We start from the raw sequence: 19,871 nt of genomic DNA on the forward strand, positions 1-19,871 counted from the left end.
CCTACAAGTCCCCTTGTCTTAAGGTCTTTAATCTGCAGTGTTCATAAGGGTTGCGAGTTGTTTTTGCATGGCCTCTGCGCTCTGGTTTGCGCTGATCATACCTTTGTACCGCGTGTCTGGGTTCATTACCACAAAGCTGGGGGACATGCGCATGGTATAAGACCATTCAGGGTCAGACACTTTTTCAACCGGGGCATGGTATTCTTTTGCAAGGTCTGCCAGAGCCTGTGGGGCTGCGGTACCTGCTACAATACGCGGGCCAAGGGTCGCGGCGTATTGGTGCAGGCGTTCCGCATCATCCCGGTCAGGGTCCAGGCTTACAAAAATAATAACAGCCTTGCGCTTGCTGGGGTCCAGCTTGTCCAGCGCGTCTGACATTGCACGCAGAGCAGGTTCGCAGGCATCCTGCGTGCAGTGGGTTGCGCCAAACAAGACCAGCATCCAGCGCCCGTGAAAAGTCTGGTCGGTCATGGTGCCTGTTGTGGCATCCATCAGGCGAAACGCGCCTCCAACCTCATTCCCATAGGTATTGAGGGTAATGGTGTGGTGCAGGGCAAGAGTTGTGCCCAGATAGGTTGCAAGGCCACCTGCTGCCAGAATGGCTGTTGCGGTCAAAAGAATACGTTTGCCGGTCGGGGTCATGTTTAGTGTGCCTCTGCCCAGTTGTTGCCAATGCCAGTTTCTACTACCAGCGGCACAGAAAGGTCTGCCGCAGATTCCATAACGGTTTTCACAAGCTGTGCTACAGCCTCGGCTTCCGCTTCGTCTGCTTCAAACAGAAGTTCGTCATGCACTTGCAGGAGCATACGAGCGGAGAAGCCCCCTTCTGCCAAGGCATGAGGCAGCCTGACCATGGCGCGTTTGATGATGTCCGCAGCGCCGCCCTGTAAGGGGGCGTTAATGGCCTGCCGTTCAGCATATTGCCGCCTTACAGCACTTTTTTCCTGAATGCCGGGTACATAGCACCGGCGCCCGAACGGTGTGAGCACATAACCCTGCGCGCGTGCTTCTTCACGCATACGCTCCATATAGTCCCGAATTTCCGGATACCGTGCAAAATAGGCATCAATGTAGGAGCGTGCTTCTCCGGCAGGGATACCGAGCTGGCGGGCAAGGCCAAAAGCGGAAATGCCATAAATAATACCAAAGTTGATGGCCTTGGCGCGCCGGCGTGTTAGGCTATCCATACCTTCTAGCGGAACACCAAAAACTTCGGATGCCGTGCGGGCGTGAATGTCCTGTTTGAGTTCAAACGCCTCCCGCAGGGCGGGAATATTAGCAACCGCAGCCAGTAGCCGGAGTTCGATTTGTGAATAGTCAGCAGAGATCAGCTTTTTGCCTTTGGGGGCAATAAAGGTTTGCCGGATACGGCTGCCTTCTTCCGTGCGAATGGGGATGTTCTGAAGGTTGGGGTCATTGGAAGACAGGCGGCCTGTGGTGGTAATGGCCATCTGGAACGAGGTGTGTACCCGGTCTTCCGTGGTAGTCTGGCGTAATAACGCGTCTGTGTAAGTGCTTTTCAGCTTTGCCAGTTGCCGCCATGCCAAAACTTTTTCCGGCAGTTCATGCCCTTGGTCTGCAAGATCTTGTAGCACGGAGGAATCTGTCCCCCATGCACCTGCCTTGCCGCGTTTTCCGCCTGGCAACCCCATTTCATCAAACAGGATTTCCCCGAGCTGCCGAGGGGAGGCCACGTTAAAATCCCGGCCTGCGGCAGCATGGATTTCTTTTTCCATAACAGCCATACGGGTTTCAAAATCTTTTGACAGGTGGCCGAGTTCTGCGCGGTCAACGGCAATGCCCGCTTTCTCCATACCCGCCAGAACAGGTGAAAGCGGGCGCTCTATCTGTTCATAGAGAGCAAGTGCCTTGTTAGTGCGCAGGGTAGGGCGGAGCACATGCCAGAGCCGGAGTGTGACATCTGCATCTTCCGCCGCATAGTCCGTGGCGCGTTTGACGGGCACTTGTGCAAACGGGATACGATTACGGCCCGTGCCGGTGACCGTATCATAACTGATGGGGGTATGGCCCAGATGCCGGGTGGAGAGTTCATCCATACCCTGCCCATGCAGCCCGGCAGACTGGGCGTAGGACATCAGCATGGTGTCATCCACCGCCGTTATGGTGGTGTAATCAAGCCCTGCATGATCAAAGACCAGAAGATCGAACTTGGCGTTTTGAAAAACCTTGAGCGTGGTGTCATCTGTCAGCAGAGGCCGGATAATGTCCAGAGCGGCCTGCACACTCAGTTGTTCACCTGCGGGTTCTTCCAGAGTGCCTTCATGGCGCAGGGGAACGTAACAGGCTTTGCCCGGTGCCGTGGCCAGAGAGAGGCCAACCATGTTGGCGCTTAGCGGGTCCAGTCCATCGGTTTCTGTGTCCACCGCGCAGACACTGGCTTCCTGTGCAGCACTTACCCATTTTTGCAGGTCCTGCGCTGTCCGCACAGTCTCATACGCACCGTAGGGTGCTGCAAGGGTAGCTTTGGTCAGGTCATCTTGGTCTGGGGTGGTGGTAGGCGCTTCAGCAACCGCACCGCTAATGGAGGCATGGGCAGCGGCTCGTGCGGCACGGTGAGCGTGCGCGCCGGATGGGTGGCCCACGCCCAGACGTGTCAGGACAGACCGGAAGCCCATGCTTTCCAGCCAGTCAGCCAGTGTCAGTTTGTCCATCTCGCGCACGGCCAGATCAGCAATGGGCACGGGCAGGGGAACATCACACGCCAGTTCAACCAGTTGGCGGGAAATACGGGCGGCATCCGCATGTTCAATCAGCATGTCGCGCCGTTTGGACTTCTTCATGTCCGGTGCGGCGGCCAATACAGCTTCAAGGGTGCCGAATTCGTTAATCAGGGCAGACGCCGTTTTGGGGCCAATACCTGGCACACCGGGTACGTTGTCCGTGGGGTCTCCCATAAGGGCCTGCACGTCCACCACTTTTTCAGGCAGGACGCCAAACTTCTTTTCAACCTCAGGCAGGCTGATGGGGGTTTGCTTCATGGGGTCCAGCATACAAACGCCGGGGCCAATAAGCTGCATCAGGTCCTTGTCGGATGAGACAATGGTGCAGGTGCCACCTACCTTCCGCACGGCGCGGGCGTAAGAGGCAATCAGGTCATCCGCTTCCCAGCCTGCCAGTTCCACGCTGGCGACATTGAAGGCCCGTGTTGCATCCCGAATGAGCGAGAACTGAGGGCGCAGGTCTTCCGGCGGTTCAGGCCGGTGGGCCTTGTATTGCGGGTAAATGTCTGAGCGGAAGGTGTGGCGTCCGGCATCAAAAATAACGGCCAGGTGGGTGCCCACATGCTCACGCAGCATACGCGCAAGCATGTTGGTAAACCCGTACACGGCATTAACCGGCACGCCATCCGGGCTGGTCATGGGCGGTAGGGCATGGAAGGCGCGGAAAATAAACCCGCTGCCATCAACCAGAACAAGATGGGGTGCGTCAGAATGGGTCATGATTGGGCTACCGGCTGAAGGGCTGCCGGACGCAGCCGTGCAGGGAAGAAAAGCATAGCTTTGGGATATGCGCCCTTTGGCCGTATGTCCAGCATTCAAGCCCGTATAACAGGGTCTATGCCCAGTTTATGCCCGTGCGAAACGGACAGGCAGTCGCCCGCTAGAAGCCAGTAGAGAGCGAGACTATGCCTGCAAATCCACCGCCCACAAAGTAGGAGGGAGCTCGCCCGGCTATGCGCGTGCCATAAACGCCTGTGGTGGGTTTGGCGTTAAAAGACACACTATTGACCCCGGACAGATAGCCCGGCTGGCCCAGATTCATCAGGTTCAACTGAATTTGTGGAGACTTGGCAAACCCGACCTTTTTAAGCCGGTACCCCATGCTGAGGTTGGCTGTTGTAAAACCGGGAATACGCTCGTCGTTCATGAAGGTTGAATAGGTCGGGCCAACATAGTTTACTGTTGCCATGCCAAAAAAATGCTCATCATCATAAGACAGGCCAATGCTGCCGGAGAATGTTGGTGTGCGGATGGCTTTTTTGCCGCGCGTGGGCAGATAGTCGTCCCCTGATTTCAAATTATTATCAATGGTGGCGTGGATATACTGCCCGGACAGATAAGGGCTGAAATGGTGCCAGCGTTTCAGGCTGACTTCCAACTGTGCGCCGCGTGCGGTCTGGCCGCCTCCGTTAATGGATTCTGAAACCTGAGCCCCATTCAGGGTGCTGGTTGTGCTGATTTGGCGGTTAGTGAAATTGTAATTGAACACCGATGCAGAAATGTTCACGTCCCCTGTGTGGCGGTAGCCCAGTTCTTCCCCAATGGAATATTCTGGCCGGGTGTCACTGGTGGCACTCCGGTTTTGCTTGCCGGTCGCGACACTGAAGCGGTCATTATAGTTTGAAATACCGGAAGGGGCACGAAAGCCGGTTGTGCCATTGATGAAAAGCTGATCATGCGCAGTTATGTCATAACTGGCAGAAACTTGCGGTTGGGGTGAAAAATAGCTGGAGCCGTTTCTGTAGCGTGCGCCCGGAAGGGCGTTGCTAATGGTGCGCGTAACCATAATAGCCCGGAAGGCAGCAGAGACCGTTAATTTATTGGAAAGTGCTTTAAAACTGTCCTGCACAAAAAGTGCATTCACCTGTTGCACGAGGTGAGAGTTGTAGGATGACAACGGCTCCCCGGATGCCGTGAGAATAGGCTGGTGGCCCAGCATGTTGGAGGCACCCCCATTGGCATACACGGCAGCATAGCGGGACGGGTTTGAAAAGTCGTAATAAGAATACCATGTGCCTGCTGTCAGGCTGTTTCGTCCTGCTTTCCACTCGAGAGACGCAGTTATGCCTGAATGAGCCTGTTTGAATGTGTCTGTGGCAACAGCAGTGATTTTTCCATTAGCGCCAATCACGCCCCCCTGAAGCGGCCCTGCGGGTTGGTTGCCTTGATAACTGGTTTTGGGGTCGAGGGATGTTCCAAATCCGTCATACCCGCTGACATAAATAAAATAGGGTGTGAGGGAGAGTTGCAGATGGCGGTTGAGGTGTAAATTTACTGGCGCTGCTAGAAAAGTTTGCGCTCGGGCGTTTTCCTGCAACAGATAATAGGATGTATCGCCATCAGTGTAAGTGCGGGAATAATTGAAGTGTGTGCCCTGTGCTTTCCACTGCGCTTTGCTGGGAGCGCGCAAATAATATTGTCGTTGCCGGTTGAAGGAAAAAATGAGGGATGCCGAGCTTCCCTTGCCCCATTCTTTAAGTAGCCGACTATCAACATGAAAACGCGGGCTATCTCCGGCGCCCCGCCATTGGGACGCATTACGGTAGGAAAAGGATGCAAACCCCGTTACGCCGGTATGTCCGATCTCTCCACTATCAAGGCGTAGAAACTCGCGGTTGAGGGCGTAGGAACCGTAAGAGAGGTCCATAAAACCACTAGCCGTGCGTTTGGGCTTAGAGAGATGCACGCTTAATTGCCCACCAACCGCATTGTAAAGCGGCGATGCGGCATCGGAAGATCCCTGTGTGAGCGTGACGGAACTGATGTTTTCTGTATCCGCTGTGGCGGATGTATAAGGCATGAGAAAGAGCGGGGGAGCGGCGGGAACGCCTTCAAATAAATACCCTATTTCCGTCTGGTCCAAACCCCGTACGGACAGGCCTTGCTGATCATCATTGGTGCCAAGTGGGTCATTGGCGGAGTAAATGACACCCGGCAAATTGGCGATAAGCGCAACCGGGCTTTCTGTCGGGCTTTGGCGGGCAATATAATCCCGTGTCAGCCCGCTTTGTGCCCGCGGAGCCTTCTGGTGCGGCATCAGGCCACCGCCGGGCGTGCGGCCAGTTGAGCCATCGGCAGTGGTGCGGCTTTTTACCGTTACATATTCGGGGTGCGCGGAGGTGGCGCGTGTGTCATCTGCCTCCTTATCCTGCGTTTCCATTTGGGTATCGGTCGTTTCTGCTGCGGCATCAGCATCGGGGGCGGCCCCAAAGCTGGAAAGTGCCGCAGCAAGAATCAACACAGGGAGGAAGGGGGTGTCAGGAGTAAAGGAGGAAGCCTTTGGCACGGTATGGAATTCCGGTCTTTTTCTATTGCTTCCCAATAGTCTAATAAAATTTATCCAGAAAAGAAATAATATAACATAACATTTTTGAGGGGTGGCTCTTCGAGAGGTTCAGTGTGCCATCGTGTTATGCAGAATTAAGCAGAAAACTGACACGTTCTGGCTCAAGGGGTGAGCGAACGTGCCAGTGTGTTTTGGGGTGCGGACTCAGGGAGTAATGGTCTGAAGCACCAGGCCGGGGGTCAGAATTTGTGGAAGTGTTACTTCCGGGCCATGAGCCGGGCTGTAGATGTAAAGCGGCACACCATCGCGTTTCCGGGCTTTGAGGAAGGCACTGATTGCTGGGTCATGGTTGGTCCAGTCGCCTCTCAGGATGATAATGCCCTGTTTGGCAAATGCCTCTTGAGTGCTGGGGATATCAAGAGCAACACGTTCATTGACCAGGCAGGTAATGCACCATGCGGCCGTCATATCCACAAAGACAGGTTTGCCTTCGGCCTTCAGGGCATCAAAACGTGCTTGCGTGAAGGGTTCAACCCCTTTTGGTAGGCCAGACCCTGCGTTGGTGGCGTTTGCCTGGGGCGCTGCATGGTGCAGGGCGGGTGCAAGGGCCAGAGCCAGCAGCAGCCCTAGTAAAGCAAGGCCATGGAGGGCTGTTGTGCCGCGCGTATGGCCGTTTTGCATAAGGCGTGTTTGGGCAACGCCGTAAAGCCAAGCGGAAAAAGCCAGAAGCACCAACCCACTGGCCAGAAGAAGCACCACAAACGCGCCGCCTTCCAGCGTGGCAACCCAAAGCAGCCACACGCAGGAGGCCAGAAGCGGAAAAGCCAGAAACTGCCGCAAATATTGCATCCACGCACCGGGGCGCGGCATGCGTGCCGCCAAGCCGGGTGCAAGGGTAAGGAGCAGGTAGGGTGCTGCAAGCCCCAGCCCCATTGCGGCAAAAACACCCAGCCCGGCCACAGGTGGGCCAGAGAGTGCCCCTGCAATGGCAACCCCCATGAAGGGAGCCGTGCACGGAGTTGCAACAACAACAGCCAGAACGCCTGTCAGGACATCATGCAAATGGCCATGCTTGTGCGGGTTGGTTCCACTGCCAACGGCCACAGGCAGGAATTCAAACACCCCAAGTAGGTTAAGCGCCATGACAAACAGGAGCCACGTTACCAAGGTGACAAACAGGGGGGATTGAAACTGAAAACCCCATCCGGCTGTGCTGCCTGCCATACGCAGGCCAAGCATCAAACCGCCAAGGCCCAGAAATGTGACCATGACGCCCAGCGTATAACAGACTGCGCTGATGGTCTGGGTACGACGTTCTGCTTTGCCCAGACGGGCAACGGATAGAGCCTTCATGGCCAGAATGGGGAAAACACAAGGCATAAGGTTAAGAATAAGGCCACCCAGAAAGGCAAAGGCGATCAGCTTTAAAAAGCCTGTTGCGGGGGTGTCCGTACCATCTGAACCATTTTTTGCTACAGCCACTTTTTGGGCCAAAGCATGTTGGTTGCCAGCAGCATCCTGCAACACCACAATGCCGGAAAGTGCCTGATCTGCGCCAAACTCCGGCAAACGTTTCAGGTCAAGGGTAAGCGCGCCATTTTCAACTTTCAGCGGCTGTGGAGCGGCCTGATCTATCAGGCCGGGCTGGTCCGGCATGAACCATGCGTCTTTAACGGCCTGCGGTGACAGATCAGAGCCTGTCAGGCGTAATACGCCACCCGGTGTAATGCTGGCCTGATAAGGGGAGGGTACGGGGCTATTTTGTGTGGCGTGGTCAAATAACGCAGCCTGTACAGACGGTGTTGGGGCAGCATAAGGGAGCGTCAGGCTGAGGTCTGCTTCTTCCGGCACACAAACGCTGGCGCACACCAGCCAGTTGGCATGGGCGGTCAGCGTGGTCTGGCGTGAGGTTTCAGGTTGGGATGTTGCTCCGCTTACAGGCTGTAACGTGACAGTAAGGGGCAGTACGACATCCCCAGTATAGGCGTAGGACATGAGCGAAGCATCACGGATGCGATGGGGTGTTGGCCATGCCACCATGTCGCTCTGGCCGCTGGTGGCACCCTGTGCTGTCACCTTTACCGTAACCGGTTCTCCGGCATCGCCGGGGTTTTGCCCGTATGTGTGCCAGCCGGGCTGGAGTTGCAGACGGAGGGCAACATGCAGCGGGCTGCTGCCATCGGTTGTATCCGTACTGGTGATGAGCGTGGCCTTGCTATGCTCCGTACTGACCGCAGGGCTTTCGGCTGCGTGGCTGGCAGTCAGCATGGCAACGGACTGCGTCATGCTCAAAAAAGCCACAGCACCATAAAAAGCAGTTCTGGAGCATGTGGATCTGCGATTTTCTGCCACAGTATCTGGGTGTCGGTCTAGCTGTGATGCCGTGTCACCTGTGCGTTTGGTGCGTAAGCCTGCGGGAAGCAGCAAAGAGAAGAAACGCATGGAGCAAGATCTTTCAGGCAGAATGCGGAGAGGTTTTGCGGTCAAGGAGGACGCTACAAGACATACAGGGTGAGAGCCTGTGCGGGAAAGCCCTCATCAATCTCGTTTTTATCGGTTTTGGAGGTGTTTGCCGGGCTTACACGCAAGATGGAAGCAGGCAGAGAGTGTATATCCTGCTGATGTGGTCGCGGAGCACTTAGGCTGGGTACCTCTGCCACACGTCTGACAAGAGCGTGGCAGAGGGGCGACCGTCAGGAGCGCAATAGTTTGCAAGCTCCCGGGCGGGTTAGCAGGTTTATTCTTTAAAATTCAGGACCGCTTCAGCCACTCGTTCAGCTTGTCCACTACGGCCTGAGCGGACATGGTGCGGGCATTGCCCAGTTCCAGCGTGGCATCCGGGTTCAGTACTTTGCCATCGGGCGTTACCACCAGAGCAACCGGGATGGCTTTGATGGTGATGCCGTATTTTTTGGCAATGTCCATATTGTGGTTGAAGTGATCCACGTTGATGGAGGCCACAACAAAGTTTTCCTGCACCCATGGAGCAATGGCCGGGTCATCCAGCACACCAGAGAGCACGCGGCAATCCGGGCACCAGTTGGCACCAAAGTCTAGTAAGACCTTACGGCCTGTCTTGCGTGCTGTTGCAAAGGCTTCTTCCACCGTTTTTGGCGCGGCATCCGGTGTGTCGTAGGGCTGAGCCACAGCTTTGACGTTTAGCGTACCCACTTGCGGCACTGGTGTTTGTGCATGGGCAAGAAGAGGTGCGGCAAAAGTGCAGGACAACAGTGCTGCGGCAAACAGGCCTTTTTTGGCAGATGGCGCGGAATGTTTGGAAAAGCGGAGAAAAGCGGAAAGTGTCATGAGCTGATCCGTTACATTGGGTGTATAGATAATTCCCTTATCATATCGGATATAAAATAATAAATACAGATTAATGATCGTTATTTTGCGCGGTGTCCGGATTAAGCACGAACAGACGTGAGCAGTAAGGGCAAACGGCCTGATGCCCTGCAATTTTCAGCCAGACGCGAGGGTGCCCAAGGGGGCCAAGCCCTCCATCACACGCGACTTTGGCGCTATCCACCACAATTGTTTCCACATGGCCTAGCTTGGGGCATGGGGTAGGATGTGTGAGGTGCTGGCTCATGGTGGAGATCCTGTTTGACAAAGCAGGGAAGGGCGGCAAAACCGGCTCTGGTTTTGAATTATCGGGCATGATAGCGGCCAAAAGCCTTGGTTTCCATTGCTCTCATCATCCCATAAGCGTGAGCAGGTGTGCGTTATGCGTGTAAAACAGACCGTGGTGGCTCTTGCTGGTCTTCTGGCTTTGGCGGCATGTTCAACTACACTGCCACCAGCACCACACCCGCCAAAGCGCTGGCAAAATGCTGCCCGCCTGACGCCCCCGCAGCGCTCTTTCAAGTTGTCAGACGGCGTAATGCTCCCTGCACGCATATGGCCTGCCCCCAACACACCGCACGCCATAGTATTGGCCCTTCACGGTTTTAATGACAGCCGCGATGCGTGGGAGGTGTCTGCTCCCTTTTTTGCAGAGCATGGCATGACCGTAGTGGCCCCAGACCAATGTGGCTTCGGGCAAGCCCCAGACCGTAGTGACTGGGCAGGCACCAGACGCATGGTGGCGGATATCAAGGAGCTTATAGCCCAACTACAACGCGAAAACCCGGACATGCCCCTTTATACGGTGGGGGAAAGTATGGGTGGCGCGCTTCTGATGGTCATGATGGCCCAGCCCGATGCACCACAGACAGCAGGGACCATTTTGCTAGCGCCAGCCGTCTGGGATGTGGGGGTTGAAGCAAGCATCCCCTTACAGCTTATGAAGAGCTTAGCCCCTTACGCACTTGTTCCTCAGCAGAGTGTGCCCGTGCATGTTGTGGCTACTGACAACATGGCAGCGCTTATCCGGCTTTATTATGACCCGCTGACCCTCCATGCAACGCGTTGGAAAGCACTGGCGGGCTTGGTCGAATTAATGAAAGAGGCGGCAGCCAGCACGCCTTCTGTGCGCGGGCCGGTCCTTTGTGTTTATGGAGATAAGGACCAGCTTGTTCCTGCGTCTGCCATAGCTAAAGTCTGGCAGACAATGCGGCAGATGCACCTGACGGTCCGGCAGGACCTGATAACAGGGGGACACCATCTTTTACTGCGCGACCGACAGGGGGCATTGGTCATGCAGGATATTGTCAGTTGGATTTCCGCCCCTCAAACGTGGCTACCCTCCGGCGGTGATAGCGCAGCGGGCGTGTGGTTCTCACAGCAGGAAGGGCGCTTGGGGGCGGGGAAAAGTGGCGTTTTGCCTCTCTTGCCAGCAGGGCTTGAAAATCTTGTGAAAAGATAATTGGCCCTACGCGTTATTGGCTCCAAAATAGTCGGGGTCAATTTATTGCTGAACGACCAATTCGTGTATGGGACAAGGTGTCTTTACACGGCCTTCTAAGTGCCTAAGCGACATTAATTTATGGCTGGTGGACCCGAAAGGATTCGAACCTTCGACCTTCGCCTTCGGAGGGCGACGCTCTATCCAGCTGAGCTACGGGTCCATTGGCCTCTCCCTAGCGCAAAGGCGGCGGGCTGCCAAGGGGCTAAAATACCGCTCCAGCAAGAAAGCCCCCAAACGGATGAGTGGTATTATGCGGCTGGCGTCTATTCCAAGCCATGCACAGTTCAACGGATGTTGCGCCAAACGCGGCACAGCCGAGAGGGAGATAAAACACCATAAACAAGATCCCGCAGCGCACTGGTCGCGCAGCCTGCCTGAAAGGCTGCTATGGGGTGCGAGCCCTTGCTGGCAGGGGTAAACTGTTCCTATGCTGGACCGGAATGAAGTGTAGGAGTGCAAGACATGTCTGGAAACCGATCAGCATTTAAACTGGTAGCAACCTTGGCGTTCTCAGGGTGTGTGGCCATGCTGGGCACCGCAGGGGCCGCTATGGCGCAAACGCCGTTTCATGGTCCGGTGTTGAAAGTGCCAGCAGTACCACCGCCGATGACGGCGGTGAATGTTGCGCCGGGTGTTCTGGATTACGATGGTATTCCCACCGTTGAACACGCGTCCCCCGCCAATGTGGCAGGCCTGATGGCATATTGTTATAAGCATAAACTGGTAAGGGACACTACCGTACGCTCTCTGGGCCGCAAACTTGCAGCACGGGATGGCGTGAGTACGGACCCGGCTTATGCGTGGGGTGGGGTTGGCCGGTTGATGCTGGACCATCATGCCATGTTTGATATTACCACGCTCAAACCTAATCTTCAGTCTGCCGTATGCAGCCGGTCTGCATTGCGCGGGCCGGACTTGCTGAAAAGCCGCTGATAATTTCTCAGGAAGGCCGTTTTTATGAGTGCACCAGCCCAGAATTTGACTCCGCAGGATCTGTTGTCCGCCGTGCAGGGCGTGACGGAGAGCGAGACGGACCTGATAGCCACTTTGGCTAACGTGGCAGCGCTGGTTTTTGAAGCATTGCCACAGGTCAACTGGGCTGGGTTTTACCTGTTCCGGCAAGGGCAGCTTGTGCTTGGCCCTTTTCAAGGGCGGGTAGCCTGCACCCGTATTCCGTTAGGCAAGGGGGTATGTGGTACGGCTGCTCAAAGCCGGACAACGCAATGCGTGGCAGATGTGCATAGTTTCCCCGGTCATATTGCGTGCGATGCCGCCTCTGCCTCTGAGATTGTTGTACCTCTGATCGTGGATGACCTGCTGCTGGGCGTTTTGGATATAGACAGCCCTGTTAAGGCGCGTTTTGGAGTAGAGGAGCAGGCGCTCCTTGAGGCCGTGGCAGCCTGTGTTGTCAAAGCTGTGCGTGCAGGCAACGTGCCTTTGCCTCTGGCGTTTTAGGGGCACCTAGACTGCTGAGTTACAGTCAAGTCGGGCATCCGGGAGGCATCATGCGTTTACAAAAAATTTTCGGCACAGTCTGTTTGCTTTTAACCCTGAGTGCAGCAGGGTGTGGTTGGCATAATCCGGGCCCACATTGTGAGGGACCACACCCCCATGGTGGTATGGCACAGGGGCCGGGTATGACCGGGCCTAACGGGAGTGGCGGGTTGGCTGGCACCAGCACAAGCGAATACGGTGCCCGCCCGCATGACAAAAGGCGTTGCTAATCTTTCCCGTATTTCTATGCAGACCGGGGCATAGTCTTGCCATAAGATAAGGCTATCAAGAACGAAGCACACGGATTTCATGCGTGTGTTTAAAAAGGATTTTAAAAACTATGCGTCAAATCACATTGCTTGCAGCAGCGGCTGTTGTTGCGCTGACAACAGGCACCGTGGCACAGGCCGAACCCGGTGGTTGCATAAAATATGGTGCGGCTGGTGCCGTTGGTGGCCACCTGGTGAAGCATGGCGTGTTGGGAGCCGTGGGTGGGTGTGTCACTGGTATGTATCGTCGTCATGAGTATCGTAAGGAAGCCAAACAAAAGGCCGCCCTGTACGATCAGGAACATCCTGGCGCCAAAGGCACCTATCAGGAGAAAGCCACCGCTTATGACGTGGAACACTCTACGCAGCCGGGCAAAATGACATCCGGCACCCCGGCACCTGCCGCAGGTACACCATCCGCTACAGGGCAGCAGGACACGCACTTCTAATTTTATAGTGTGAAAAGTGCTGAACGGACCATCAGGCGTCTTCTGGTAAAAGGAAGGCGCCTGATACGCTTGGCAGAGTGCTATTTTCTAAAAAATTCCAGCTTAGACCTAAGAGGCGTTAGGGAGATGGCGGCGCAAAGTCAGCCTCTACTGGGTTAGTTGCGCTTTGACTTCTCCATTGGGGTAAGCTGGGGTTTGCAGGTTGAGGTACACCTTGCCATTGCGCAGCATTTCCTCCTGCTGAGGCGTGAGGAGCAGGCTACCGCTCATGCTGGTTGGTGTTGTCTGATGCACCGTTGCAAATGGAACCGCTTTCTTGTTCTCGGCTGCAGGGCCATGAAAATGAGCAACTTTCATCGGGCCGCTCAGGTCTTTCCAGCTCGCGGTGTAGCGTAGAACATGAGCCGCCGGATAAAAGAGTGTATCGACTTTGCCGCTGGCTTTTGTGGGCGCATTGCGTTCAGGCGCGAATGTGCCGCTATAATGTTCACTCCGTTCTGCGTGGGCAGAAGTGGCCAGCGCTGTGATGCAAGCAGCGGTCAAAACAGTTTTTAAAAAGCTGGAATAATAAGATCTCATGCTTTTGCTCCACTCTCTACCTTTACCAAACGGTATGGAGAGATGGTGTCAGGAGCAAGGCAGTTTTTATTCAAAATCCCTCAAGGTCCCTTCTTCATCCACAGGCCGCCGGGGGCTGCGTTGAAAATGTACACGCGGTTGTGTTGAGGCATTTTCCATTTTCTGGCGAATGGTTTTAAGCCACCGCTCCGTTGCGCCATCCTGCATGGCAGGGACCTGTTGTGCGGAATGAGACGGACGAGATGAAAAAGCCATCGGATTGCTCATGCATAAACTGCCATAAAACGAAGCAGACTGATGTTGCCTGCACGGTAAGGGTAAGCAGACCAGAGAATGCCTGAGCACAAGGTTATACAAGCGCAGTGCAAAATAGGTGTGACGTTTTCTTGAAATTCGGCACGCGCTTTGCCAGCCTGAAACTCTTAAAGTCCTAGTAAAGTAAGTTCTTTTTGCAAAGCGGGCGGCAGTGCCGCGTGGGTGCTCCCGCTTTCCAGGTCAGGCGGGGCATCCTTGGCTTCCAGATACCGCCAGCCCTGAAAAGGCCGTAAGGCTCTGGGCTCAACCCGAATGATTTTTGGCTCTAGCAGGATCAGGGTGCCTTGGGTGCCATCGGGGCGGGTTTCGGTCTGGATATCCAGTACCCGCTGACGGCAGAGAATAAGGCCGCTGATCACACGGTACAGGGAACCACCCGCCAGTATCTCATCACTTCGTTTGGGGAAGGAGCGCGTATGCACAACCGGTAGCGCGCCATACTCAGGGTGCATACGGCAGTTCTGGGCGGATTTCTGGCGTTCGGCCAGTTCTTCCAGAGAGGAGACGCCAACAACCAGCTTGATGAGATTAAGCATACCCCCAGATTAGAACAAAATGGGCACAACGCCTACAGTGTTTTGTAAGGTGTTTCTGAAAAAACGGGGAGGCGTGTGCCTGCAAGCGTCCCGCTTTTTCAGAGCAAGGCAGACGTTAGAGAGACTGCGCCTGCTGCACAAAATTGTTCAGGAAACGCTGCACATCAACCTTCTGCACCAGCGTGACCTCTCTGACATGCTGGCTGCGGGGGGCCATGTCTTTGGCCCAGACGCGGGCATGGCCATAGTGGCTCCCTTGGCTGGTATCAATATCCATATACGCTTTTACGGAGTGTTGTACGAGGGATGGGTCAGCCGCAATGGCGGCCGTCAACTCATCCCACATGGGCAACGGGGAATAGTATTTGCTGAGATAGGCCGTCACAGGCGTGTTTTTCTTGGCAATGCGGGCCATGTACTCTTTGCTCATGGCAATATCATTGGAAATATTGCCCACAACGGTAATGGCGGGCCATGGTGCGGTCAGGGTAATATGGGCGGCTTCCGGGTCAAAAATCATGTTGAAGTCTGAGGCAAAGTTCGCGTTGCCGGTTACGGACATCAGGTCCGTATCCAACAGACCGCCCATAAAGACCAGTTGCTTGGCTGTAGCGGCAAAAGTGGGGTCAAGCCGTATGGCCAGCGCCAAATTGGTAAGGGGGCCAGCCGCCAGAATGGTGACCTGATGGGGGTGCTGGTGCACGGCCCGGATCATGAAAAGAGCCGCATTTTCAGGCGAGGCCGCAGTGCTGGGCAGGCCTTCTGCCAGCTTGGGGAGGGCAGGCTGGACTTCAGAGGCTTTTGCACTATCACCCAGCCCGCCCCATGCGCCTTTCCATGGAATACGGCCAAACTCCTGCTCATGCAGGCGCATTAACGCCACGGTGTTGAGCAACGGATAGACCGCGCCGTCAGAGACAGGAATATCCGCTCTGTTGGCGATTTCCAGAAAGCGGCGCAGATGCGCTGACTCGGCGTTCTCCCAGTCATCGCCTGTTGTTACGGTAAAGCCCAGGACCTTGACGTGCGGGTCAGCCAGAAGAGGAATGGTGGACTGAATGTCAGACCCACCCGGCCCTAGAAAATCATTATCCTCAATAATCAGGGTTGGTTCCTGCGTACCTTCTGCCCGTGCGGGCTGAGCTGTCAGGCTCCATGCAAGCACCAGAGTGCAGGCTGCGGTCAGACCAAGGCGGGTAAAGCGGGACAGGGTGGATGGATGCATGGGGAAAGCCTCGAACTCAGAAAAATCCCCGCAGGCTGGTATCAGCCAAGGCCTGATGGGCGGTTGCAGCAGTATAGAGAAGGCTTTAAGGCCAAAAAAAGAGCTTTATGTCTGTGGCCTGTAAAAAACAGGCCAACTTTTTTAGGAAAGCTTCAAGGTGGCTATGGGCGACCTTGTTTTATACCACCAGCGCGTGCAGCAAAGCCTCAAGGCGCAGGCGGCCTTCAGGGGTGGCAGACAGCGTTGTTGCTGTGCGGTGCAGATAATTTTCTTCCAGCGCGGCTTGCAGAATGGTGGCGTCAGTCGCCTGTTCCAGTGTCAGGCCGGTGCGGGCGACAAAACGAGGCAGGGAGATCCCTTCCTTCACCCGTAATCCCATAAGCAGCATTTCACGGGCGCGTTCCTGCGGGTCCAGCCTGTCCTGTGATGTCTGGCCGGTACCCGTGCGTTCCACTAGGTCGGCCCAGGGTTCAGGTGCACGGTGGCGGCGCGTGGCAAAAAGGGCATCGCCCTCTGTCACGCGGCCATGAGCACCGGGGCCAAGGCCCAGATAATCTCCGTAACGCCAGTATGTCAGGTTATGGCGGCTCTCACTCCCCGGTCGGGCGTAGTTTGAGACCTCATAATCCGCCAGCCCGTGGCGTGCGGTAATCTCGGCGGTTTCCTCATACAGGGCTGCTGCTTCCTCCTCGTCGGGCAGGGTGAAGGTCCCTGTGCGGTAGAGCGCCTCAAACTTGGTACCGGGTTCAATGGTCAACTGGTAGAGGGACACATGGTCCGCCACCAGACGCAGTGCGGTGTCCAGCTCCTGCCGCCAGTCTGTCAAGGATTGGCCCGGCCTAGCGTAAATCAGGTCAAACGTAATGCGTGGAAAGAGCTTACGGGCAGTTTCAAGGGCTGCCAGCGCCTGTGGGGCAGAATGTTCGCGCCCCAGAAATTTCAGGGCGGCATCATCAAGGGCCTGAATACCCAGTGACACCCGGTTGACACCCGCCTGCCGGAAGCCTGCTAACCGCCCGGCTTCAACACTGGTGGGGTTGGCCTCCAGCGTTATTTCCAGATCTGGCAGCGGCTCGAACAGGGAGGTCGCGTCTTCAATAAGAGCGGCCACACTTTCTGGGGTCATGAGGGAGGGTGTGCCTCCCCCAAAGAAGATCGATCCCAGCTTACGGCGGCCCAGACGCGCAGCATCATGGGCAAGTTCTGTCCGAAGGGCACGGGCAAAACGTGCTTCAGGGATTTGAGCCCGTACGTGGGAGTTGAAATCACAGTACGGGCATTTGGCCAGACAAAAAGGCCAGTGAATGTAAAGCGCCAGAGGCTCGGTAGGCTGGGTCAGATTGCCACCTTCACGCCCAACTGCACCACGCGGTCTGGCGGGATGCGGAAGAACTCCATGCTGGAGGTCGAGTTACGCGCCATGAACAGGAACAGGGACATCCGCCAGTGTGACAGGCGCGGCACAGAAGAGCGGGTGATCAGTTCACGGGATGTAAAATAGGACGCTTGCAGCGCATCAAAATCCACGCCGTTGGCTTTCAGGTCTTCCAGTGCGCGGGGGATGTTGGGCATTTCCATAAAGCCGTAGCGCAGGATGATGCGGTAGATGTTGGGAGCCAGTTCTTCAACGGACACACGGTGCCCACGGTCAGCTTCAGGCTGATCAAGGTTCTGCACGGTTACGAACAGAACATGGTCATGCAGGATCTTGTTATGGCGCAAGTTGTGCAACAGGCACGGCGGCACAAAGTCTGGCGTACCGGTCATGAACACGGCCATGCCGGGCACACGGATGATACGAGACTGTGGCAGACGGGCAATGAAAGACCCCATTGGCAGGCTGTCCTGCCGCTGGCGGCCCACAATCAGGCCACGGCCTTTTTTCCAGGTGGTCATCATCAGGGTCAGCACACAGCCCAGCAGAACCGGTACCCAGCCGCCATCCGGTATTTTCAGGGCGTTGGCTGAAAAGAAGATCAGATCCAGCAGGAAGAAGCTGCCAAACACCGCAGCCACCTTGGTGGTTGACCATTTGAAGTGGTGACGGAACACCACAATGGCCAAAATGGAGGTGCAGATGAAGGTGCCGGTTACAGCAATACCGTAGGCGGACGCCAAGGCATCGGAACTGCGGAAGGCAACTACCAGCAGTACGGCCCCTACGGCCAGAAAGCGGTTGAAGTCTGGCAGATAGATCTGCCCTTCTTCATCCGCATTGGTGTGGGTAATGCGCAGGCGCGGCATGTAACCAAGCTGGATAAGCTGACGGCAGATGGAAAACCCGCCAGAAATACCGGCCTGACTGGCAATGACGGTAGCAAGGGTTGAAAGCACAACCATAGGCACCTGCATCCAGTGCGGGCAGAGCAGAAAGAACGGATTGGCGAGCGCCTTGGGGTCTGCAATGACCAGAGCGGCCTGACCGAAATAGTTGAGCACCAGCATAGGCAGCACAAAAAACAGCCACGCATACCGAATAGGCGCGCGGCCAAAGTGCCCCATGTCAGCATAAAGCGCTTCTGCCCCGGTGACGCACAGTACCACTGAACCTAACGCCAAAAACGACAGTTTGCCGTGGTAGAACACGAATTCCAGCGCATAGGTGGGAGAGAGCGCCATAAGAATGGCAGGGTGATGGAGCACTTCCAAAAGCCCCATAACCCCCAATGTGCCAAACCAGAGCAGCATGACCGGGCCAAAAATGGTCCCAACACGCCCTGTACCCACCCACTGTACGCTGAACAGGCTGATGATAACCAGAATGGCAACGGGAATAACAAAGTCATGCGCTGCCGGGACGGTCACCTCCACCCCTTCAATGGCGGACAGCACAGAGATAGCCGGGGTAATAATTCCGTCCCCAAAAAACAGGCAAGCCCCCACAATACCCACAAGGCCGAGGCCTATGCGCGTTTTAGGGCTGGAGGCTACGCGCTGAGCCAGAGAGGTAATGGCAAGAATGCCGCCCTCTCCATTATGGTCAGCGCGCATGATCAGCAGCACGTACTTGACGGTCACAACCAGAATGAGAGTCCAGAAGATCAGGCTTGCAACCCCCATGATCTCCCACGGTTCTACTGAGTGATGGCCGGAGATGACCTCAACCGTAGAGCGGAAGGCATAAAGCGGGCTGGTCCCGATATCCCCATAAACAACACCCAGAACACCCAGCAGTGCTGCAAACCCTACGGGTGCGGCAGTATGCTGGGGTTGGTCGGCATCAAAGTCCGTAATATGGCGCGGGTTGTGCGACCCCGTGGCCCCGGCTGCGCCCGCAGCGGTTGCATCAGGCTTGTGCGCATCGGGAGATGTGCTGGCTTGATCGGTCATGTCAGTTCAGGCTCCACAATGCACAGGGAAAGAGGTTTCCGGCGGCCTCAATAAGGCCGGGACAGAGGGTGGCGCAAGTCATGATTAAGCGCCCTTGTCAGGCTGTGGCAGGGCGGGGGCCAAAAATGGCGGTCCCGACACGTACCAGTGTAGCGCCCTGAGCAATGGCTTGTGGATAGTCAGCTGACATGCCCATGGACAGCACAGAAAGCCCATGAACCTGCGCCATGCTCCGCAAAAGCTGGAAGTGGGGCACAGGGTTCTGCTCTGCCGGTGGAATACACATCAGCCCTTTCAGGCGGTCCCCAAACCGGGCGCGGCTGGCGCGGATAAAGGCATCTGCCTGCTCGCGCGGTACACCAAACTTTTGGGGTTCGTCACCCGTATTCACTTCTATCAACAGGTCAGGCATCCGCCCTTCCATGTCCGCTGCCTTGGCCAGTGCGTCTGAAAGGGCAGGGCGGTCAAGGCTTTCAATCATGTCTGCAAGCCGCACGGCGTCTCGCGCCTTGTTGGTTTGCAGGCCACCAATCAGGTGCAAGCGAATATCCGGGTGGGTCGCCCGCAGCGCGGGGAATTTGGCAGCAGCTTCCTGCACCCTGTTTTCACCAAATACGCGCTGGCCAGCCTGTATGGCCTCCTGCACGCTGGTGGCCGGGTGGAATTTGGAGACGGCCACCAATGTAATTTCAGCGGGGTCTCTGGCTGCGGCATGGGCAGCGGTATCAATCTGGGCGCGCACATGCGCGAGTCTGTCTGCCAGAAGGAGGGGAGTGACCATAAAATTACAGAGCTTCT

18 protein-coding genes and 1 tRNA gene are annotated in these 19,871 nt (G+C 56.0%); 5 read left to right on the plus strand and 14 right to left on the minus strand.

Going from position 1 to position 19,871, the window contains the following annotated elements:
* Positions 1–27: 27 nt before the first annotated feature.
* The 6 genes from Abci_RS06685 to Abci_RS06710 all read right to left on the minus strand — a co-directional run bounded on the left by Abci_RS06685 (position 28) and on the right by Abci_RS06710 (position 9,619).
* Positions 28–642, minus strand: a complete 615-nt coding sequence (locus Abci_RS06685; RefSeq protein WP_048838378.1) for an SCO family protein — start codon at positions 640–642, stop codon at positions 28–30.
* Positions 643–644: 2 nt separating this feature from the next.
* The gene (gene polA / locus Abci_RS06690) at positions 645–3,461 is read right to left on the minus strand and encodes a DNA polymerase I (protein WP_048838379.1); all 2,817 of its coding nucleotides are present in this window, start codon (positions 3,459–3,461) and stop codon (positions 645–647) included.
* Positions 3,462–3,621: 160 nt separating this feature from the next.
* Positions 3,622–6,027 (minus strand): TonB-dependent receptor, encoded by a 2,406-nt coding sequence (locus Abci_RS06695; RefSeq protein WP_048838380.1) that lies wholly within the window; start codon positions 6,025–6,027, stop codon positions 3,622–3,624.
* A 204-nt stretch (positions 6,028–6,231) separates the two neighbouring features.
* Positions 6,232–8,313, minus strand: a complete 2,082-nt coding sequence (locus tag Abci_RS06700) for a protein-disulfide reductase DsbD family protein (protein WP_052944794.1) — start codon at positions 8,311–8,313, stop codon at positions 6,232–6,234.
* A gap of 465 nt (positions 8,314–8,778) precedes the next feature.
* A complete protein-coding gene (locus tag Abci_RS06705) occupies positions 8,779–9,333 on the minus strand; it encodes a thioredoxin family protein (protein ID WP_084597560.1) in 555 nt (184 codons plus the stop codon).
* A gap of 70 nt (positions 9,334–9,403) precedes the next feature.
* Positions 9,404–9,619, minus strand: coding sequence for a zinc-finger domain-containing protein (locus Abci_RS06710; RefSeq protein WP_048838381.1), 216 nt, complete (start codon positions 9,617–9,619; stop codon positions 9,404–9,406).
* Positions 9,620–9,754: 135 nt separating this feature from the next.
* On the opposite strand from Abci_RS06710, the gene Abci_RS06715 reads away from it, so the two are divergent.
* Positions 9,755–10,834, plus strand: a complete 1,080-nt coding sequence (locus Abci_RS06715; RefSeq protein ID WP_052944784.1) for an alpha/beta hydrolase — start codon at positions 9,755–9,757, stop codon at positions 10,832–10,834.
* A 125-nt stretch (positions 10,835–10,959) separates the two neighbouring features.
* Here the strand turns inward: Abci_RS06715 and Abci_RS06720 are convergent.
* Positions 10,960–11,036: transfer RNA gene (locus Abci_RS06720), tRNA-Arg, on the minus strand.
* Positions 11,037–11,338: 302 nt separating this feature from the next.
* On the opposite strand from Abci_RS06720, the gene Abci_RS06725 reads away from it, so the two are divergent.
* From Abci_RS06725 to Abci_RS06740, 4 genes are all read left to right on the plus strand, one after another.
* Positions 11,339–11,809 (plus strand): hypothetical protein, encoded by a 471-nt coding sequence (locus Abci_RS06725; protein ID WP_052944785.1) that lies wholly within the window; start codon positions 11,339–11,341, stop codon positions 11,807–11,809.
* A gap of 24 nt (positions 11,810–11,833) precedes the next feature.
* Positions 11,834–12,331, plus strand: coding sequence for a GAF domain-containing protein (locus Abci_RS06730; RefSeq protein WP_048838382.1), 498 nt, complete (start codon positions 11,834–11,836; stop codon positions 12,329–12,331).
* A gap of 50 nt (positions 12,332–12,381) precedes the next feature.
* The gene (locus Abci_RS06735) at positions 12,382–12,600 is read left to right on the plus strand and encodes a hypothetical protein (protein ID WP_146806772.1); all 219 of its coding nucleotides are present in this window, start codon (positions 12,382–12,384) and stop codon (positions 12,598–12,600) included.
* A gap of 110 nt (positions 12,601–12,710) precedes the next feature.
* Positions 12,711–13,088 carry a hypothetical protein gene (locus tag Abci_RS06740; protein ID WP_048838383.1) on the plus strand — a complete coding sequence of 126 codons (378 nt, stop codon included), beginning with the start codon at positions 12,711–12,713 and terminating at the stop codon, positions 13,086–13,088.
* A gap of 147 nt (positions 13,089–13,235) precedes the next feature.
* Here the strand turns inward: Abci_RS06740 and Abci_RS06745 are convergent, their stop codons facing one another.
* From Abci_RS06745 to Abci_RS06775, 7 genes are all read right to left on the minus strand, one after another.
* Positions 13,236–13,667 (minus strand): CHRD domain-containing protein, encoded by a 432-nt coding sequence (locus Abci_RS06745; protein WP_052944786.1) that lies wholly within the window; start codon positions 13,665–13,667, stop codon positions 13,236–13,238.
* Positions 13,668–13,733: 66 nt separating this feature from the next.
* Complete coding sequence (locus tag Abci_RS06750) at positions 13,734–13,934, minus strand: hypothetical protein (RefSeq protein ID WP_146806776.1); 201 nt, start codon at positions 13,932–13,934, stop codon at positions 13,734–13,736.
* A gap of 155 nt (positions 13,935–14,089) precedes the next feature.
* On the minus strand, positions 14,090–14,518 hold the full coding sequence (locus Abci_RS06755; protein WP_048838385.1) for a DUF1489 family protein: 429 nt from the start codon (positions 14,516–14,518) through the stop codon (positions 14,090–14,092).
* Positions 14,519–14,633: 115 nt separating this feature from the next.
* Positions 14,634–15,743, minus strand: a complete 1,110-nt coding sequence (locus Abci_RS06760) for a nucleoside hydrolase (RefSeq protein WP_048838386.1) — start codon at positions 15,741–15,743, stop codon at positions 14,634–14,636.
* Positions 15,744–15,921: 178 nt separating this feature from the next.
* Complete coding sequence (gene hemW / locus Abci_RS06765) at positions 15,922–17,082, minus strand: radical SAM family heme chaperone HemW (protein WP_048838387.1); 1,161 nt, start codon at positions 17,080–17,082, stop codon at positions 15,922–15,924.
* Positions 17,079–19,073 (minus strand): potassium transporter Kup, encoded by a 1,995-nt coding sequence (locus Abci_RS06770; RefSeq protein ID WP_048838388.1) that lies wholly within the window; start codon positions 19,071–19,073, stop codon positions 17,079–17,081. Before Abci_RS06770 ends, hemW begins: the two co-directional genes overlap by 4 nt.
* Before the next feature lie 97 nt (positions 19,074–19,170).
* Positions 19,171–19,854: a YggS family pyridoxal phosphate-dependent enzyme gene (locus Abci_RS06775; RefSeq protein ID WP_048838389.1), complete on the minus strand. Its 684-nt coding sequence runs from the start codon at positions 19,852–19,854 to the stop codon at positions 19,171–19,173.
* Between the last annotated feature and the right edge of the window lie 17 nt (positions 19,855–19,871).

The organism is Acetobacter cibinongensis (genome assembly GCF_000963925.1).
Lineage (GTDB): Bacteria > Pseudomonadota > Alphaproteobacteria > Acetobacterales > Acetobacteraceae > Acetobacter > Acetobacter cibinongensis.

Coding starts and splice junctions, on each gene's coding strand:
- Abci_RS06685 (WP_048838378.1), bottom strand. CDS start 642: ATGACCCCGACCGGCAAACGTATTCTTTTGACCGCAACAGCCATTCTG.
- polA (WP_048838379.1), bottom strand. CDS start 3,461: ATGACCCATTCTGACGCACCCCATCTTGTTCTGGTTGATGGCAGCGGG.
- Abci_RS06700 (WP_052944794.1), bottom strand. CDS start 8,313: ATGACGCAGTCCGTTGCCATGCTGACTGCCAGCCACGCAGCCGAAAGC.
- Abci_RS06705 (WP_084597560.1), bottom strand. CDS start 9,333: ATGACACTTTCCGCTTTTCTCCGCTTTTCCAAACATTCCGCGCCATCT.
- Abci_RS06710 (WP_048838381.1), bottom strand. CDS start 9,619: ATGAGCCAGCACCTCACACATCCTACCCCATGCCCCAAGCTAGGCCAT.
- Abci_RS06715 (WP_052944784.1), top strand. CDS start 9,755: ATGCGTGTAAAACAGACCGTGGTGGCTCTTGCTGGTCTTCTGGCTTTG.
- Abci_RS06725 (WP_052944785.1), top strand. CDS start 11,339: ATGTCTGGAAACCGATCAGCATTTAAACTGGTAGCAACCTTGGCGTTC.
- Abci_RS06730 (WP_048838382.1), top strand. CDS start 11,834: ATGAGTGCACCAGCCCAGAATTTGACTCCGCAGGATCTGTTGTCCGCC.
- Abci_RS06735 (WP_146806772.1), top strand. CDS start 12,382: ATGCGTTTACAAAAAATTTTCGGCACAGTCTGTTTGCTTTTAACCCTG.
- Abci_RS06740 (WP_048838383.1), top strand. CDS start 12,711: ATGCGTCAAATCACATTGCTTGCAGCAGCGGCTGTTGTTGCGCTGACA.
- Abci_RS06745 (WP_052944786.1), bottom strand. CDS start 13,667: ATGAGATCTTATTATTCCAGCTTTTTAAAAACTGTTTTGACCGCTGCT.
- Abci_RS06750 (WP_146806776.1), bottom strand. CDS start 13,934: ATGAGCAATCCGATGGCTTTTTCATCTCGTCCGTCTCATTCCGCACAA.
- Abci_RS06755 (WP_048838385.1), bottom strand. CDS start 14,518: ATGCTTAATCTCATCAAGCTGGTTGTTGGCGTCTCCTCTCTGGAAGAA.
- Abci_RS06760 (WP_048838386.1), bottom strand. CDS start 15,743: ATGCATCCATCCACCCTGTCCCGCTTTACCCGCCTTGGTCTGACCGCA.
- Abci_RS06770 (WP_048838388.1), bottom strand. CDS start 19,073: ATGACCGATCAAGCCAGCACATCTCCCGATGCGCACAAGCCTGATGCA.
- Abci_RS06775 (WP_048838389.1), bottom strand. CDS start 19,854: ATGGTCACTCCCCTCCTTCTGGCAGACAGACTCGCGCATGTGCGCGCC.